Source organism: Rhizobium aouanii, assembly GCF_037002925.1.
In the GTDB taxonomy this organism is placed as follows: Bacteria; Pseudomonadota; Alphaproteobacteria; order Rhizobiales; family Rhizobiaceae; genus Rhizobium; species Rhizobium aouanii.
In genome coordinates this window covers 230449-244493 of record NZ_JBAMYD010000003.1, presented here as the reverse complement: position 1 = coordinate 244493, position 14045 = coordinate 230449, and the positions used below count along the sequence as shown (strand labels likewise).

The following is a 14045-nucleotide window of genomic DNA, read 5'->3' as shown; positions in this document are numbered from 1 at the left end:
TCCTGCCTTTGTTACGCTGCGGTGCGGGTCATGAGCACCCACGCGTGTCTCTTGCTGTTTTCGAAGAGCGGCACGGCATCGGCGCGCGCAGCCTCGAGGAATCCGTTTCTTCCATAAAGCGACAAAGCCGCTTCGTTATCATTTGCGGTAATGAGACTGACGAGGCGGCGATCGGCCCTTTCGATCTGATCCTCCAGCAGCCTGCGTCCGATGCCGATGCCGCGCAGGTGGCGATAGACGCCGAGACTGCCGATGAACCAGCTTCCGACCACCGTTTTCTGCAAGGCGAGCATCGGTGCGGTCGCCGGAATCGTCGCCTCGATATCGCCTATCCCCTCACCTAGCGCATGACCGATCGCCACGCCAGCGACCTCGCCATAGGCCTCGGCAATGACGGCATCCCGCCAACCGCCGACAGCCTCCTCCTCGCTCATCTTCAGCCGGCCCTGCTCCAGCGGCGTATCGCTCACGCCGTTTCCCACACCGGCAAACCAGAGCCAGGAGGCAAAACCGCGCGATGCGATATCCGCCAGAATCGCCAGCTCCGAGGCATCCTGCCGTGAGGCCTGCCGGAGGGCGATGAAGGAGGTCATGGTCAGATCCCCAGCATCATCCGCACGATCGATTCCAGCCCGCGGCCGAGCGCACGCGTATTCTCCGCATCGAGGTGAATGCCGTCGATCGGTGTGGTCTTGGCGACCGAATTGCCGTCGAAGAAGCCACAACCGAGTTCGTCGGCAAGATCACGATAAAGCGTTGCGAGCTTTGCCGATTCCTCGATGCCGCCGGGAAACGATGCGGCGAAGGGCACATTGCCCGTCGCGCGGATCGCCGGCGGCGCCACGATCAGGATCTCCGGCCCATCGAATTCGAAGGGCCAGGCATGATTGCGGATCAGCCGCACGAGCCGGCTGATGCCTTGGCATGCGGCAAAGGCCGAACCTGCCACGACCGGCTTCATGTCGTTGGTGCCGAGCAAAAGGATGACGAGGTCGAGCGGTGCATGCGTCTGCAGGATCGTCGGCAGGATGCGCGCACCGTTGCGGTCACAATCGGCGAGATGGTCGTCGAAAGCGGTGGTGCGGCCGTTCAAGCCTTCGTCGATGATACGCGCGTCACCGCCGAGCGCTGCCTGAAGCACGCTCGGCCAGCGATTCTTGTAATCATGACGGCCGATCGTCTCGGCGTCATAACCCCAGGTCAGCGAGTCACCATAGCAAAGAACGGTCTTGGTCATTTCCGCCTCGTGCCGCTATCAGACAAGCATGCCCATCGGGTTCTCGATGTAGCCCTTGAAGGCCTGGAGCAGCTCGGCGCCGAGCGCGCCGTCGACGCAGCGATGGTCGGTCGAGAGTGTGACCGACATCACGGTGGCAATCGCCATTTCGCCCTTCTTGACGACGACACGCTGTTCGCCGGCGCCGACCGCGAGGATCGTCGCATGCGGCGGGTTGACGACGGCTGCGAAGTTCTTCACGCCCATCATGCCCATGTTCGAGACCGAGCTGGTGCCGCCCTGATATTCCTCGGGCTTCAGCTTGCGGTCCTTGGCCCGCTTGCCGAGATCGCGCATCTCGTTGGAGATCGTCGACAGGGTCTTTTCCTCGGCCTTGCGGATGATCGGGGTGATCAGGCCGCCGGGGATCGAGACGGCGACGCCGACATCGGCGTGCTTGTGCTTGACCATGTTGCTGTCGGTCCAGGAGACGTTGGCATCCGGAACGTCGCGCAGCGACAGCGCCATGGCCTTGATAACCATGTCGTTGACCGAGAGCTTGTAGGCCGGAGCGTTGTCCTTGCGCGGAGCCGCATCGTTCAGCTGGGCGCGCAGCGCCAGCAGCGCATCGAGCTCGCAATCGACGCTGACGTAGAAATGCGGGATCGTCTGCTTGGATTCGACCAGGCGTCTGGCGATCGTCTTGCGCATGCCGTCATGCGGCACGAGCTCGTAGGAGCCAGGCTCGAAGAGCTTGAGCACAGCTTCTTCGGACGCGCCCTTCGGCGCAGCGGCCGGAGCCGGAGCCGCGGAGGCTTGCGGAGCGGAGGCAGCAGCGGCAGGGGCTGCGGCCTTGGCGCCGCCACCGGCAACGGCGGCCTCGATGTCGCTCTTGACGACGCGGCCGTGCGGGCCGGAGCCTGCGATTGCCGAAAGGTCGATACCGGCTTCCTTGGCCAGCCTGCGGGCAAGCGGCGAAGAGAAGGTGCGGTTGCCATCAGCCGAAACCGAGGCGGGTGCAGCGGCGGGTGCAGGTGCCGCAGCCGGAGTAGGCGAGGCCGGAGCCGGTGCAGCATCGGCCTTCGGCGCGGCTGCACCGTCAGCTTTCGGTGACGGAGCAGCGGAACCCGCACCGCTTGCGGCAGCGGAGACATCCTCGCCATCGGCGGCGAGAACCGCGATCAGCGCATTGACCTTGACGCCTTCGGTGCCGGCCGCAACGACGAGCTTGGCGACCGTGCCTTCATCGACGGCTTCGACTTCCATCGTCGCCTTGTCGGTCTCGATCTCGGCGATCACATCGCCGGACTTGACCTTGTCGCCTTCCTTGACCAGCCATTTCGAAAGATTGCCTTCCTCCATGGTCGGAGAGAGGGCGGGCATCGTGATATTGATCGGCATTAGTGGCCCTCCCTGAGCGAATCGACAACGGCGAGTTCAAGCTGCCGCCCACCAGTCGACTTTCCAATTGTGCGTGCCAAAATAAAATTGAACGCAAAAAAACTTGCGATCAGACCGCTAATAGCACCACCCCATTGCAGAAACGGAGTCATCGTCTCTTGCTGTATGCCGGCAACCCGACCAGCAAACCCTAAAACGAACCCAAAAACTGCACCGGCAACAAAACCGCAGATGACGCTGAGTAAAACGAACTTCCAATAGATTGACCAAGCAATGCGCCTGACATCTTTCATCACGGCCATCGCCCGCCCCTTATTTGTAGCAAACAGCCTTCACCGCATCGACCACTTCGCCGACGTTCGGAAGTGCGAGCTTTTCGAGATTGGCGGCGTAAGGCATTGGAACGTCCTTGCCTGCGATCGTCAGGATCGGTGCATCGAGATAGTCGAAGGCCTGCTGCATGACGCGGGTGGCGATTTCGGTGCCGACGGAGGACTGCGGATAACCTTCCTCGACGGTCACCAGACGGCCGGTCTTCTTCACCGATTCGATGACAGTCGGCAGGTCCATCGGGCGGATGGTGCGAAGGTCGATCAGTTCGACGTCGATGCCGAGCTTCTCGAGTTCGGCGACGGCCTTGGTTGCATAACTCATGCCGATGCCGAAGGAGACGACCGTGACGTCTTTGCCCGGACGATGGATGCGGGCCTTGCCGATCGGCAGAACGAAATTGTCGAGCTTCGGCACATCGAAGTGCTGGCCGTAGAGGATTTCGTTTTCGAGGAAGATGACCGGGTTCGGATCGCGGATGGCAGCCTTCAGCAGGCCCTTGGCGTCGGATGCCGTATAGGGCATGACGACCTTCAGGCCGGGAATGGCGCTGTACCAGGCTGCATAATCCTGGCTGTGCTGGGCGCCGACGCGGGCCGCTGCACCATTCGGGCCGCGGAAGACGATCGGAGCGCCCATCTGGCCGCCGGACATGTAGAGCGTCTTGGCGGCGGAGTTGATGATCTGGTCGATCGCCTGCATGGCGAAGTTGAAGGTCATGAATTCGACGATCGGGCGAAGGCCGGCCATGGCGGCACCAACGCCGACGCCGGCAAAGCCATGCTCGGTGATCGGCGTATCGACGACGCGGCGGGCGCCGAACTCCTGCAGCAGCCCCTGCGTGACCTTGTAGGCGCCCTGGTATTCGGCGACTTCCTCGCCCATGACGAAGACGTTTTCGTCGGCGCGCATTTCCTCGGCCATGGCGTCGCGGAGCGCTTCGCGCACGGTCGTCGACACCATTTCGGTGCCGGCCGGGATTTCGGGGTCGTTCGGAACGACGGCCTTCGGCTCGGCCGGAAGCGGTGCTGCAGCGGAACCGGTGTTGGTCGGCTTCTCTTCCTGGGCAACTTCCGGAGCTGGTGCGGCGGCGGGCTTGGCGGCCGAAAGATCCGAAGCGGATTCGCCGTCCTGCAGCAGCACGGCGATCTTGGTGTTGACCTTGACGCCTTCGGTGCCGGCATCGACGAGCAGCTTGCCGATGACGCCTTCGTCGACGGCTTCGACTTCCATCGTCGCCTTGTCGGTTTCGATTTCGGCGATCACGTCGCCCGAGGTGACTTTGTCACCTTCCTGCTTCAGCCATTTGGACAGCGTGCCTTCTTCCATGGTCGGAGAGAGGGCGGGCATGAGGATATCGATAGGCATGGGTTCCCTCCCCGATTACAGCAGAATGTCGGTATAGAGCTCGGATGCATCCGGCTCCGGATCGGCTTGGGCGAAATCGGCGCTGTCGGCGACAATGTCGCGGACATCCTTGTCGATCGCCTTCAGATCGTCTTCGGAAGCCCAGCCCTTTTCGACGAGGCGTGCCTTCACCTGTTCGATCGGATCATGCTCGGAGCGCATCTTCTGCACTTCGTCCTTGGAGCGATACTTCGCCGGGTCGGACATGGAGTGACCGCGATAACGATAGGTCAGCATTTCGAGGATGATCGGACCCTTGCCTGAACGGCAATGTTCGAGCGCCTCGTCGGCTGCAGCCTTGACGGCGCGGACGTCCATGCCATCGACCTGAATGCCGGGAATGCCGAAGCCGGAACCGCGCAGCGAGTAATTCGACTGCGCGGTGGCGCGTGCGGTCGACGTGCCCATGGCGTAACGGTTGTTCTCGACGATGTAGACGATCGGCAGCTTCCAGAGAGCAGCCATGTTGAAGCTCTCGTAGACCTGGCCCTGGTTGGCGGCGCCGTCGCCGAAATAGGCGATGGAGACATTGTCGTTGCCGCGGTAGCGGTTTGCAAAGGCAAGACCCGTTCCGAGCGAGACCTGGGCACCGACGATGCCGTGGCCGCCGTAGAAATGCTTCTCTTTCGAGAACATGTGCATCGAGCCGCCCTTGCCGTGGGAATAGCCGCTGCGACGCCCGGTCAGTTCCGCCATGACGCCGCGGGCTTCCATGCCGGTTGCCAGCATATGGCCGTGGTCGCGATAGGCGGTGATGACCTGGTCGCCATCCTTCTGCGCCATCTGCATGCCGACGACGACAGCTTCCTGACCGATGTAAAGGTGACAAAAGCCGCCGATGAAGCCCATGCCGTAAAGCTGGCCGGCCTTCTCCTCGAAGCGGCGGATCAACAGCATCTCGCGATAGGCCTTGAGCTCTTCATCGCGATCGAAGTCGGCTACCGGGCCTCCATTCGATGCTTTGGCTGCCGGTTTTGCTGCAGTTTTGCGGCTGGAAACGGTCGCGGTCTTTCGCGGCGCCATTCAACCCTCCCTATGGGTTTGTCGGTTCTTGGTGGCGCGTACCATAGGGAAGAAATATGACCACAGCAATGCCATAAATGCATGGCTCGTATTCAACGCTAAACCGTTGAAAAAACTACGAATATTTCAATTAACCTATTTCCGGTTAATTGGAATATTGGTTGAAAACGACGATCTCGTCGGCGCGCGACATGTTGAGCTGATAACGCGCTTTTTCGTCCAGCATATCCTTGTCGAGCGAGCCATCACTCAAGAGCGCAACCTGATTTTCAAGATGTTCGCGCTTTGCTTTCAAGACGGCAAGCTCTTTTTCACGCGCGACACGCTGACGCTCGAATGTCTCCGTCGCGCGCAGGCCGTAATCGCCATGGATGCAATGATAACCGAAGTAGGAAAGGAAGGCGACCGTCATGGCCGGAATGACGAAGCGACCGATTCTTCTCTTTTTATGATGCTTTGTCCACATACACGCATGCTCTTGAACGCATTACCAATTCGTTCAATCTAGCGCGCAGAGATTAACCGTTCGTTGACTCTAAAAAACGGGCAAGAAAAAACCCGCGCCGGGAAGGCGCGGGTTAAACAATCAAAAGTCAGATCCGATCAGCCGCGGATGATCGAGCGGCCGGCATACTGGGCCTGGGGTCCGAGGCCTTCTTCGATGCGGATCAGCTGGTTGTACTTGGCAAGACGATCGGAACGCGACAGCGAACCGGTCTTGATCTGGCCGCAGTTGGTGGCGACCGCGAGATCGGCAATGGTCGAATCTTCCGTCTCGCCGGAGCGGTGCGACATGACGGCGGTATAGGCCGCCTTGTGCGCCGTGTTGACGGCGTCGAGCGTTTCCGTCAGCGAGCCGATCTGGTTGACCTTGACGAGGATCGAGTTGGCGACGCCCATGCGGATGCCGTCGCGAAGACGGGCGGAGTTGGTGACGAAGAGGTCGTCGCCGACGAGCTGGGTCTTCTTGCCGGCCAGGTCGGTCAGCGTCTTCCAGCCGTCCCAGTCGTCTTCGGCCATGCCGTCCTCGATCGAGATGATCGGGTAGTTGGCGGCGAGCTCGGCCAGATATTCGGCCATGGCGCCCGATTCCAGCGTACGGCCTTCCCCTTCGAGAACGTATTTGCCGTCCTTGAAGAATTCGGTCGAGGCGCAGTCGAGGCCGAGGCACATGTCGTCGCCCGGCTTGTAGCCGGCTTTCTCGATCGACTTCATGATGAAGTCGAGGGCCTCAGGCGCGCTCTTCAGGCCCGGCGCGAAGCCGCCTTCATCGCCGACATTGGTGTTGTGGCCCTGGCTAGCAAGTTCCTTACGCAGCGTATGGAAGACTTCCGAACCCATGCGCACGGCTTCGGCGATCGAATCGGCACCGACCGGCAGGATCATGAATTCCTGGAAATCGATCGGGTTGTCGGCATGGGCGCCGCCATTGATGATGTTCATCATCGGCACCGGCAGCAGGCTGGCGGAAGCGCCGCCGACATAACGGTAGAGCGGCAGGCCGGAGGCCTGGGCGGCAGCCTTGGCGACGGCCAGCGACACGCCGAGAATGGCATTGGCGCCGAGACGAGACTTGTTCGGCGTGCCGTCCAGCTCGATCATGATGTTGTCGATCTGGATCTGGTTTTCGGCGTCGATGCCGCCGATCGCGTCGAAGATCTCGGTGTTGGCGGCTTCGACCGCCTTTTCGACGCCCTTGCCCAGGTAGCGCTTGCCGCCGTCACGCAATTCGACCGCCTCATGCGCGCCCGTCGAGGCGCCCGAGGGAACGGCCGCGCGGCCCATGCTGCCATCTTCGAGATAGACATCGACTTCGACGGTGGGGTTACCACGGCTATCGAGAATCTCGCGGGCGATGATATCGGTGATTGCAGTCATGGGTTCTTCCTGCTCGGTGGATGATAAGTCGGTTCGAAACCTGTCTTAGTCGAAGGCGTGCAAATTACAATGCTGCAATTTCCAGCCTTCGAACCAGCGTTCCCGGCCTATAGCACGATCATGTCAGGCTGTTGAACGTCAAGCCTTGGCGACCGCATCGAAGGCAAGCAGCTTTTCGAGAAGCCGCGGCATGTCCTTGAGATAGACCATGTTCGGGCCGTCGGAAGGGGCATTGTCGGGGTCCTGATGGGTTTCGACGAAGACACCGGCGATACCGGTAGCCACCGCTGCGCGCGCCAGGGTTTCCACGAATTCCCGCTGCCCGCCGGAGGATTCGCCCTGCCCGCCCGGCTGCGCCACGGAATGGGTTGCATCGAAAATAACGGGCGCGCCCATCGCCGCCATGATCGGCAGCGAACGCATGTCGGAGACCAGCGTATTGTAGCCGAATGAGGCGCCGCGCTCGCACAGCAGCACGTTCGGATTGCCACTGGCATTGAGCTTCTTCAGAACGTTCTTCATATCCCAGGGAGCGAGGAACTGGCCCTTCTTGACATTGACGACGCGGCCGGTCTTGGCGGCGGCGATGAGAAGGTCGGTCTGGCGGCAGAGGAAGGCCGGAATCTGCAGGACGTCGACGACCCTTGCCACCTCGGCGCATTGCTCGGCGGTATGAACGTCGGTCAGGACGGGAAAACCGAATTCCTTCTTGAGGTCGGCAAAGACCTCCAGACCCTTTTCGATCCCGATACCGCGCTCGGCCGACAGCGAGGTGCGGTTAGCCTTGTCGAAGGAGCTCTTGTAGACGAGGCCGATGTCGAGCTTTGCGCAAAGCTCTTTCAGCATGCCGGCAACCATGAAGGCGTGGTCGCGGCTCTCCATCTGGCACGGCCCCGCAATCAGCGACAGGCGGCCGGTATTGGAAAAGGTGACCTGGCCTTGGCCTTCGCCAATCCTGACCTCGGAATTCGTATCAGTGCTCATCGTGTTTCCTCGAAGGCGAAGAGCGTGCCCTGCCCGGGCGCGGGCTTCACCAGAATGCGATTGTTCTTGCGCGTGTATGTCACCCCGTTAGCAGCCAAATGCGCTTCTGTCACGGCAAGATCGGCGACAGCAAAGAGGATTGCCCGGCCGCGCAGGCCGCGATCTGCGAATGAGCCGGCGATGTCGAAATAGGCCTCCAGCCCTTCTGGCGTCATCAGGCTGATTATCGCATTCGATGCCGCGATAGTGACGCCGAAACCGGTTTTCTCGACTGCCGATTGCGCCACGGCAAGGCTGACGAACGCAGCGAATGCGGCAGCATCAGGTGCGCAAAGCGCGATCTCGACTATGCCGGTGACACCATTGGCATGCGTCTCCAGCGCGGCCCGGTCGGCCGGTAGCGGATTGATGCGCTCGACGGTGAAAAGCAGGAGATCAGGCGCGCGCAGGTCGCCGGCGAAAGCCAGCTTGAAGCCCGCAATCGTCTCGGAACCGTCCGGCATCGTCATCGGCCGGGTGAACTGCAGCATCTCGCCGGCGCTCGATCCGGCGCCGACGAAATCCTGATGATCGATGCCGGCATCCTTGCTGCCGAACGCCAGCCCCGAAAGCCCCTCCTCGCCACAGCGGAAACGGAAGGCCTGGTTGCGGGCAGTGAAGACATTGCCTTGCCGCACCGATGCCTCGCTCTCCTCGACGCTCGCAATCCCGAGCGGCTCCAGATAGGTCTTGTCGGCAAAAAAGACGCAGGCGTTTTCCGTTCCAAAGGGATGGCGCGCATCGGCGGCAACGGTGAAGCCGAGCTTGCCGAGCCTCTCGCGCGCCAGATCGATATTGACGACCGGCAGCACGACATGATCCAGCGGGTGCGGTTTGGCGGAATGCTCGCTCATGATTATCCCTCCCTCAAACGGCAAGAGATGTGCGACGGCGCGCCCCTCAATGCAAGAGATGTGTCCCAATCCGGCGAAAGAAAATAAAAATCTCAACGAGTTGGCACCAAGTTTTACGGAAATTTAGCTACTTGCGGAACACATATGGAACATATAGTGTCTGTTCTGGATTTGTTTCAATCACGAGGTCACAACGTCGATGCTCACGCGCAAACAACAGGAGCTTCTCCTTTTCATTCATGAGCGCATGAAGGAATCCGGCGTTCCGCCATCTTTCGACGAAATGAAAGATGCTCTGGACCTCGCCTCCAAGTCCGGGATTCATCGCTTGATTACAGCGCTCGAGGAGCGAGGCTTCATTCGCCGCCTACCGAACCGCGCCCGCGCGCTCGAGGTCATCAAGCTTCCGGAGGCCTACAGCCCCAGCATTCAGCCCCGGCGCGGATTTTCGCCGAGCGTCATCGAGGGCAGCCTCGGCAAACCGCAGCCGGTCGCCACTCCTGCTCCCGCGAAGCCCGTCGCCGACAACGGCAACTCGGTCTCCGTGCCGGTCATGGGCCGAATCGCTGCCGGTGTGCCGATTTCAGCGATCCAGAACAATACCCACGACATCGTCGTTCCGGCCGACATGCTCGGCTCCGGTGAACATTATGCGCTCGAGGTCAAGGGCGATTCGATGATCGACGCCGGCATCTTCGACGGCGACACCGTGATAATCCGCAACGGCAGCACCGCAAGTCCTGGCGACATCGTCGTTGCTCTGGTCGACGACGAAGAAGCGACACTCAAGCGCTTCCGCCGCAAGGGCGCCTCGATCGCACTGGAGGCCGCCAATCCGGCTTACGAGACCCGGATCTTCGGGCCGGACCGTGTCAAGGTTCAGGGCAAACTTGTCGGTCTCATTCGCCGCTATCACTGACATTGGCCAGGCCCGATTCGGTAAAACTATTGCTGCGCCAGTCATAGGCGCGATGGCGCATCCATGGCCGCGACAATGCATCGAATGCCGTTGCGACCTCGAGGCCAGCGTCCGTGAAGCGCAACTCGATAGAACCGGTTCTGCGCAGCGTTTCACCGGTGAAGAGCGTCGCGCCTGAGCGGCAGCTGTTGAAGCGAAAGCGGACCGACGTCACGACGATATCGGCCGCGTCGCATGCCGGGCCGAGGTAGGCGGCGTTGTCGATGACGGTTACCACCTGACCATTGCCAAGCCTTGATGTGCACCAGGCCTTCTTGACGCAGGAAAAGCGGTTTGCGTCACCGCCCGCTGCGGCCGACCGCATCGCGGTCCTTGCTTCGTTCTGCTGATCGCGGGAAAGCCTGACGCGGCGATCTTCTCCCTGCGTTGGGAGAGCAGGACCATCCAGCATCTTCGGCGGATCATGCCTCGGCAGGACCAGCGCTCTCTGCCACTGATCGAAGATGAAATCCGGCGGTCTTTCACGGTTGGAAGCCATTGCCGCCGCCTCGACGATTGCAACGAGACTGCCATCCTCCGAAATCACCAGATCCGGCGGCCGGGGAACCGGCAGAAGCAACAGGATGAGCGTTGAAACCGCGATGATCGATGTGCCGACATGGCGCAAGCGGGTGCGGAGCAGCGTCAGCAGCAGAAAGCCTGCCACTGCGACAGCGAAATACCAGGCTGGCAAGCGGCCGACGTCGATATTACCATCCCAGCCGGACACCGTCTTTGCCACCGCGATCACCAGATCGAGGCCGAATCCGACGACCTTCCAGGGCAAAACATCCAGACCGAAAGGCATGAGCAGCATCGCCAGCAGGCCGGCCGGCATGACGATGAAGGAGATGATCGGCATTGTCGCGAGGTTTGCCGGCAGGCCGTAGGCGGTCAGGCGATGAAAATGCTCGATCGAAAACAGCGCGGTGGAAAAACCGCCGATCAGCGAGGTCAGGAAGACGCCGCCGAAGAAGCCTGCAATCGTAACGAAAGGCCTGATGATCGGCAGCTTCAGGAAGGCGTTTTCGCGGACGCGCCGGTCCTTCCACAGCTGATAACCCGAGACCAGCGCCAATGTCGCGGCAAAAGACATCTGGAAGCTCGGACCCAAAACCTCGGACGGCGAAATGACGATGATGACGAGTGCGGAGAGAGCGACATTGCGCAGGCTGATCGACGGCCGGTCGAAGAAGACCGCAATCAACATGATGGCCATCATGATGAAAGCGCGCTCGGCAGAGACCGCAAAGCCCGAGATCAGGAAATAGGCGGTGACGGCGATGAGCGCGCCGGCGGCAGCGATCTTCTTCGTCGGGTAGGCCTCAACGATGCCGGGAAAGAGGCTGAGCAGCATCCGGAAGCCGACGAAGAAGATGCCGGCCGATAGCGCCATGTTGAGACCGGAGATGGCGATGATATGAGCCAGACCGGACTGGCGCAGCGCCTCCGTCGTCGCATCCGAAATGGCCCGCCGCTCGTCCGTCACCAGAGCAGCGGCAAAAGCGCCGGTGTCGCCGGGCAGGATTGACCTTATGCGGTCGCCAATGCCGCTGCGCAACCGGTAGAGCCCTTCGAGCAGCGCTTCCGCCGTCGATCTTGCAGCCTGGGGAGCTGCCTGCGCATCGACCTTCGTCGGTGCACCGTAGAAGAAACCGTTGGCGCCGATGCCATCGAAATAGGCACTGAAGGAGAAGTCGTTGAGCTCGGGAAGAGCTGGGCCCGCCGGCGGCGTCAGCCGCGCCCTGCCGGTGATGAGATCGCCGATCTCGAAGGCCGCGTCCGCGCCGCGGGCGATCGCGGTGATACGTTCCGGCCGCCGCTTCACCTGTGGCGCCTCAGTGCCGGTGACGGCAAGAATGTAGCGCCACCGCCCGCGACCGTCGCCTTCGCGCCGCTCGACGCGGCCGGTCACCGTCGTCGTCACGGCGGAATCGAGGATCACTGTGGAAGCCCGCCGGCTCTCGAACTGCGCCGTGACCATGCCGCAGGCCACGAGCGAAAGCGCAAGCAGCGTTGCCCGCACCGCGGCCCGGCGGCTGGCAATGAGAACCGCCACGGTCAGCGCCAACAGGCAGAGCAGCGATGCAATGAGAGGAAAATCCGATGCCGCGAGAAACCAGACGGCTGACCCGGCGCCGAGGAAGACCGGCGAGAACAGCAGCAGGCGGCCATGGTCCGCCTCCTCGCCCAGCATGCGCATGCCGGCACGCAGCAAGTGAGAGGCTGCGGCCGGCAGCCGGTGGCGCATTGGTGTCGCCGACTGCGTCCTTGTCGATCGCGTCACCACGACAGGTGGTGAAAAACTGTTGGAGTCGGCGAGGCCTTCGCCTGCTTCCGGCCGCAATTCGACTGTCGTCAACTCCTGCATGAACCGCCCAAGCCCGGCTGTGAAGGCGGCCAGAATGCAACCTCCAATCAAATCCGGCAAGGATAATCGATTGAAATATGAGGGAAAATCGCGAGCCCCAAAAGAGCAGTCGAATCATCGGCTTCCGATATGCGTGCGGCTCATCGCTGCAGTGCCTAAAAGATAATACCGCAATGCACAAAATGCCGTCACGGTAACTTGGCATTAGCCTCGCGATCATATAGCTATCGGTGAGGACGCTTAACCCCTATGGCGCTTTTATGGCGCCACCGCCATTTCGGAGGATCAGCATGACGGATCAAAGCGCTACAATAAAAATTGGTGACAAGTCTGTCGACCTTGCTGTCAAAAGCGGCACGATCGGCCCGAGCGTCATCGATATCGGTGCCCTCTACAAGAACACCGCTTCCTTCACCTACGATCCGGGTTTTACCTCGACTGCATCCTGTGAATCGAAAATCACCTACATCGACGGCGACGAAGGTGTCCTGCTGCATCGCGGCTATCCGATCGAGCAGCTCGCCGAGCACGGCGACTTCCTCGAAGTCTGCTACCTCCTGCTTTACGGCGAACTGCCGACCACCGTGCAGAAGAAGGATTTCGATTACCGCGTCACGCACCACACCATGGTGCACGAGCAGATGAGCCGCTTCTTCACCGGCTTCCGCCGCGATGCGCATCCGATGGCCGTCATGTGCGGCTGCGTCGGCGCGCTGTCGGCCTTCTATCACGACTCGACCGACATCACCGATCCGCACCAGCGAATGGTCGCCAGCCTGCGCATGATCGCCAAGATGCCGACGCTTGCCGCCATGGCCTACAAGTACCATATCGGCCAGCCCTTCGTTTATCCGAAGAACGACCTCGACTATGCCTCGAACTTCCTGCGCATGTGCTTTGCCGTGCCTTGCGAGGAATATGTGGTCAATCCAGTGCTTGCCCGCGCCATGGACCGCATCTTCATCCTGCATGCCGATCACGAGCAGAACGCCTCGACCTCGACCGTCCGTCTCGCCGGTTCGTCGGGTGCCAACCCGTTCGCCTGCATCGCCGCCGGCATTGCCTGCCTCTGGGGGCCCGCGCATGGCGGCGCCAACGAAGCAGCGCTCAACATGCTGAACGAAATCGGCACGGTCGACCGCATTCCGGAATATGTCGCCCGCGCCAAGGACAAGAACGATCCGTTCCGCCTGATGGGCTTCGGTCACCGCGTCTACAAGAACTACGATCCGCGCGCCAAGATCATGCAGAAGACGACGCATGAAGTGCTTGGCGAACTCGGCATCAAGGACGATCCGTTGCTCGAAGTGGCGATGGAGCTGGAGCGCATCGCGCTTACCGACGAATATTTCATCGAGAAGAAGCTCTATCCGAACATCGACTTCTATTCCGGCATCACACTGAAGGCGCTGGGCTTCCCCACGACCATGTTCACCGTGCTCTTCGCGCTCGCCCGCACCGTCGGCTGGATCGCGCAGTGGAACGAGATGATCGAGGATCCGGAACAGCGCATCGGCCGTCCGCGCCAGCTCTATGTCGGCGAACCGAAGCGCGACTATATTCCGGTTTCGAAGCGCTGATTGC

General features: G+C 61.2%; 13 protein-coding genes. 2 read left to right on the top strand and 11 right to left on the bottom strand.

Going from position 1 to position 14045, the window contains the following annotated elements:
- Positions 1–11: 11 nt before the first annotated feature.
- The 10 genes from V8P77_RS07030 to V8P77_RS06985 form a co-directional block, all read right to left on the bottom strand.
- On the bottom strand, positions 12–593 hold the full coding sequence (locus V8P77_RS07030; RefSeq protein ID WP_335911382.1) for a GNAT family N-acetyltransferase: 582 nt from the start codon (positions 591–593) through the stop codon (positions 12–14).
- A 2-nt stretch (positions 594–595) separates the two neighbouring features.
- Positions 596–1237 (bottom strand): SGNH/GDSL hydrolase family protein, encoded by a 642-nt coding sequence (locus V8P77_RS07025; RefSeq protein WP_335911381.1) that lies wholly within the window; start codon positions 1235–1237, stop codon positions 596–598.
- Between the two features lie 18 nt (positions 1238–1255).
- The gene (locus tag V8P77_RS07020) at positions 1256–2617 is read right to left on the bottom strand and encodes a pyruvate dehydrogenase complex dihydrolipoamide acetyltransferase (RefSeq protein WP_335911380.1); all 1362 of its coding nucleotides are present in this window, start codon (positions 2615–2617) and stop codon (positions 1256–1258) included.
- Positions 2617–2919 (bottom strand): hypothetical protein, encoded by a 303-nt coding sequence (locus V8P77_RS07015; RefSeq protein ID WP_335911379.1) that lies wholly within the window; start codon positions 2917–2919, stop codon positions 2617–2619. The genes V8P77_RS07020 and V8P77_RS07015 overlap by 1 nt, the downstream gene beginning before the upstream one ends.
- Before the next feature lie 10 nt (positions 2920–2929).
- Positions 2930–4315 carry a pyruvate dehydrogenase complex E1 component subunit beta gene (locus V8P77_RS07010; RefSeq protein ID WP_335911378.1) on the bottom strand — a complete coding sequence of 462 codons (1386 nt, stop codon included), beginning with the start codon at positions 4313–4315 and terminating at the stop codon, positions 2930–2932.
- Between the two features lie 15 nt (positions 4316–4330).
- Positions 4331–5377 (bottom strand): pyruvate dehydrogenase (acetyl-transferring) E1 component subunit alpha, encoded by a 1047-nt coding sequence (pdhA, locus tag V8P77_RS07005; protein WP_131663947.1) that lies wholly within the window; start codon positions 5375–5377, stop codon positions 4331–4333.
- 145 nt (positions 5378–5522) lie between these two features.
- On the bottom strand, positions 5523–5843 hold the full coding sequence (locus V8P77_RS07000; protein ID WP_335911377.1) for an FtsB family cell division protein: 321 nt from the start codon (positions 5841–5843) through the stop codon (positions 5523–5525).
- Positions 5844–5980: 137 nt separating this feature from the next.
- The gene (gene eno, locus V8P77_RS06995; RefSeq protein ID WP_077981102.1) at positions 5981–7255 is read right to left on the bottom strand and encodes a phosphopyruvate hydratase; all 1275 of its coding nucleotides are present in this window, start codon (positions 7253–7255) and stop codon (positions 5981–5983) included.
- A 138-nt stretch (positions 7256–7393) separates the two neighbouring features.
- A complete protein-coding gene (gene kdsA / locus V8P77_RS06990; RefSeq protein WP_335911376.1) occupies positions 7394–8239 on the bottom strand; it encodes a 3-deoxy-8-phosphooctulonate synthase in 846 nt (281 codons plus the stop codon).
- The gene (locus V8P77_RS06985; protein WP_335911375.1) at positions 8236–9132 is read right to left on the bottom strand and encodes a VOC family protein; all 897 of its coding nucleotides are present in this window, start codon (positions 9130–9132) and stop codon (positions 8236–8238) included. The genes kdsA and V8P77_RS06985 overlap by 4 nt, the downstream gene beginning before the upstream one ends.
- A gap of 199 nt (positions 9133–9331) precedes the next feature.
- On the opposite strand from V8P77_RS06985, the gene lexA reads away from it, so the two are divergent.
- The gene (gene lexA / locus V8P77_RS06980; RefSeq protein WP_003539306.1) at positions 9332–10051 is read left to right on the top strand and encodes a transcriptional repressor LexA; all 720 of its coding nucleotides are present in this window, start codon (positions 9332–9334) and stop codon (positions 10049–10051) included.
- On the opposite strand, the gene V8P77_RS06975 is transcribed toward lexA, so the two are convergent.
- Positions 10032–12461 carry a ComEC/Rec2 family competence protein gene (locus V8P77_RS06975; protein WP_335911374.1) on the bottom strand — a complete coding sequence of 810 codons (2430 nt, stop codon included), beginning with the start codon at positions 12459–12461 and terminating at the stop codon, positions 10032–10034. The genes lexA and V8P77_RS06975 overlap by 20 nt on opposite strands.
- A gap of 290 nt (positions 12462–12751) precedes the next feature.
- Between V8P77_RS06975 and gltA the strand changes: the two genes are divergently transcribed.
- Positions 12752–14041 (top strand): citrate synthase, encoded by a 1290-nt coding sequence (gene gltA / locus V8P77_RS06970; protein WP_003539304.1) that lies wholly within the window; start codon positions 12752–12754, stop codon positions 14039–14041.
- The last annotated feature ends 4 nt before the right edge of the window (positions 14042–14045 follow it).

What these genes read in the sequence shown, in the direction of transcription:
- V8P77_RS07030 (WP_335911382.1), bottom strand. Translation starts at nt 593, where the DNA reads ATGACCTCCTTCATCGCCCTCCGGCAGGCCTCACGGCAGGATGCCTCG.
- V8P77_RS07025 (WP_335911381.1), bottom strand. Translation starts at nt 1,237, where the DNA reads ATGACCAAGACCGTTCTTTGCTATGGTGACTCGCTGACCTGGGGTTAT.
- V8P77_RS07020 (WP_335911380.1), bottom strand. Translation starts at nt 2,617, where the DNA reads ATGCCGATCAATATCACGATGCCCGCCCTCTCTCCGACCATGGAGGAA.
- V8P77_RS07015 (WP_335911379.1), bottom strand. Translation starts at nt 2,919, where the DNA reads ATGGCCGTGATGAAAGATGTCAGGCGCATTGCTTGGTCAATCTATTGG.
- V8P77_RS07010 (WP_335911378.1), bottom strand. Translation starts at nt 4,315, where the DNA reads ATGCCTATCGATATCCTCATGCCCGCCCTCTCTCCGACCATGGAAGAA.
- pdhA (WP_131663947.1), bottom strand. Translation starts at nt 5,377, where the DNA reads ATGGCGCCGCGAAAGACCGCGACCGTTTCCAGCCGCAAAACTGCAGCA.
- V8P77_RS07000 (WP_335911377.1), bottom strand. Translation starts at nt 5,843, where the DNA reads ATGTGGACAAAGCATCATAAAAAGAGAAGAATCGGTCGCTTCGTCATT.
- eno (WP_077981102.1), bottom strand. Translation starts at nt 7,255, where the DNA reads ATGACTGCAATCACCGATATCATCGCCCGCGAGATTCTCGATAGCCGT.
- kdsA (WP_335911376.1), bottom strand. Translation starts at nt 8,239, where the DNA reads ATGAGCACTGATACGAATTCCGAGGTCAGGATTGGCGAAGGCCAAGGC.
- V8P77_RS06985 (WP_335911375.1), bottom strand. Translation starts at nt 9,132, where the DNA reads ATGAGCGAGCATTCCGCCAAACCGCACCCGCTGGATCATGTCGTGCTG.
- lexA (WP_003539306.1), top strand. Translation starts at nt 9,332, where the DNA reads ATGCTCACGCGCAAACAACAGGAGCTTCTCCTTTTCATTCATGAGCGC.
- V8P77_RS06975 (WP_335911374.1), bottom strand. Translation starts at nt 12,461, where the DNA reads ATGCAGGAGTTGACGACAGTCGAATTGCGGCCGGAAGCAGGCGAAGGC.
- gltA (WP_003539304.1), top strand. Translation starts at nt 12,752, where the DNA reads ATGACGGATCAAAGCGCTACAATAAAAATTGGTGACAAGTCTGTCGAC.